We start from the raw sequence: 371 nt of genomic DNA on the forward strand, positions 1-371 counted from the left end.
ATTGCATATTTTTTAATTACAAACTATTAATCTAAATAATTTATTTTTAAAGCGCTAAGCCGTAGTCAAAAAGCTTGTTTGATGAGTTATTATTGAAATTCATTTGATAAAAAATTTATTCAAAACTCATTTTTAAAATCAATTTAGAAATAATCATCTAAAATTATGATTTAGAAACGTTACGTCCAATCACAATTATTTTTAGTAAATAGACGATAAAACAAGATAAAGCCAAGGAAACTATACCAAAGAATACTAATAAACCTCCAGCAATTTCATATTTCTTTTTAAAATAGAAATCCCAACTATCCAATAACTTTACTTCTGAAGGAATAATTGTTTCAACAAAATCATCTGAATCATTTTTGAGT

The 371-nt window shown here is 23.5% G+C and carries 1 protein-coding gene; it reads right to left on the bottom strand.

Features of this window, described 5'->3' with window-relative positions; all coding sequences use genetic code 11:
• Positions 1-163: 163 nt before the first annotated feature.
• On the bottom strand, positions 164-371 hold a 208-nt coding region (locus tag QWI17_RS16670), incomplete at its 5' end, for a hypothetical protein (protein ID WP_302723657.1).

The organism is Gilvimarinus gilvus (assembly GCF_030518155.1).
GTDB lineage: Bacteria > Pseudomonadota > Gammaproteobacteria > Pseudomonadales > Cellvibrionaceae > Gilvimarinus > Gilvimarinus gilvus.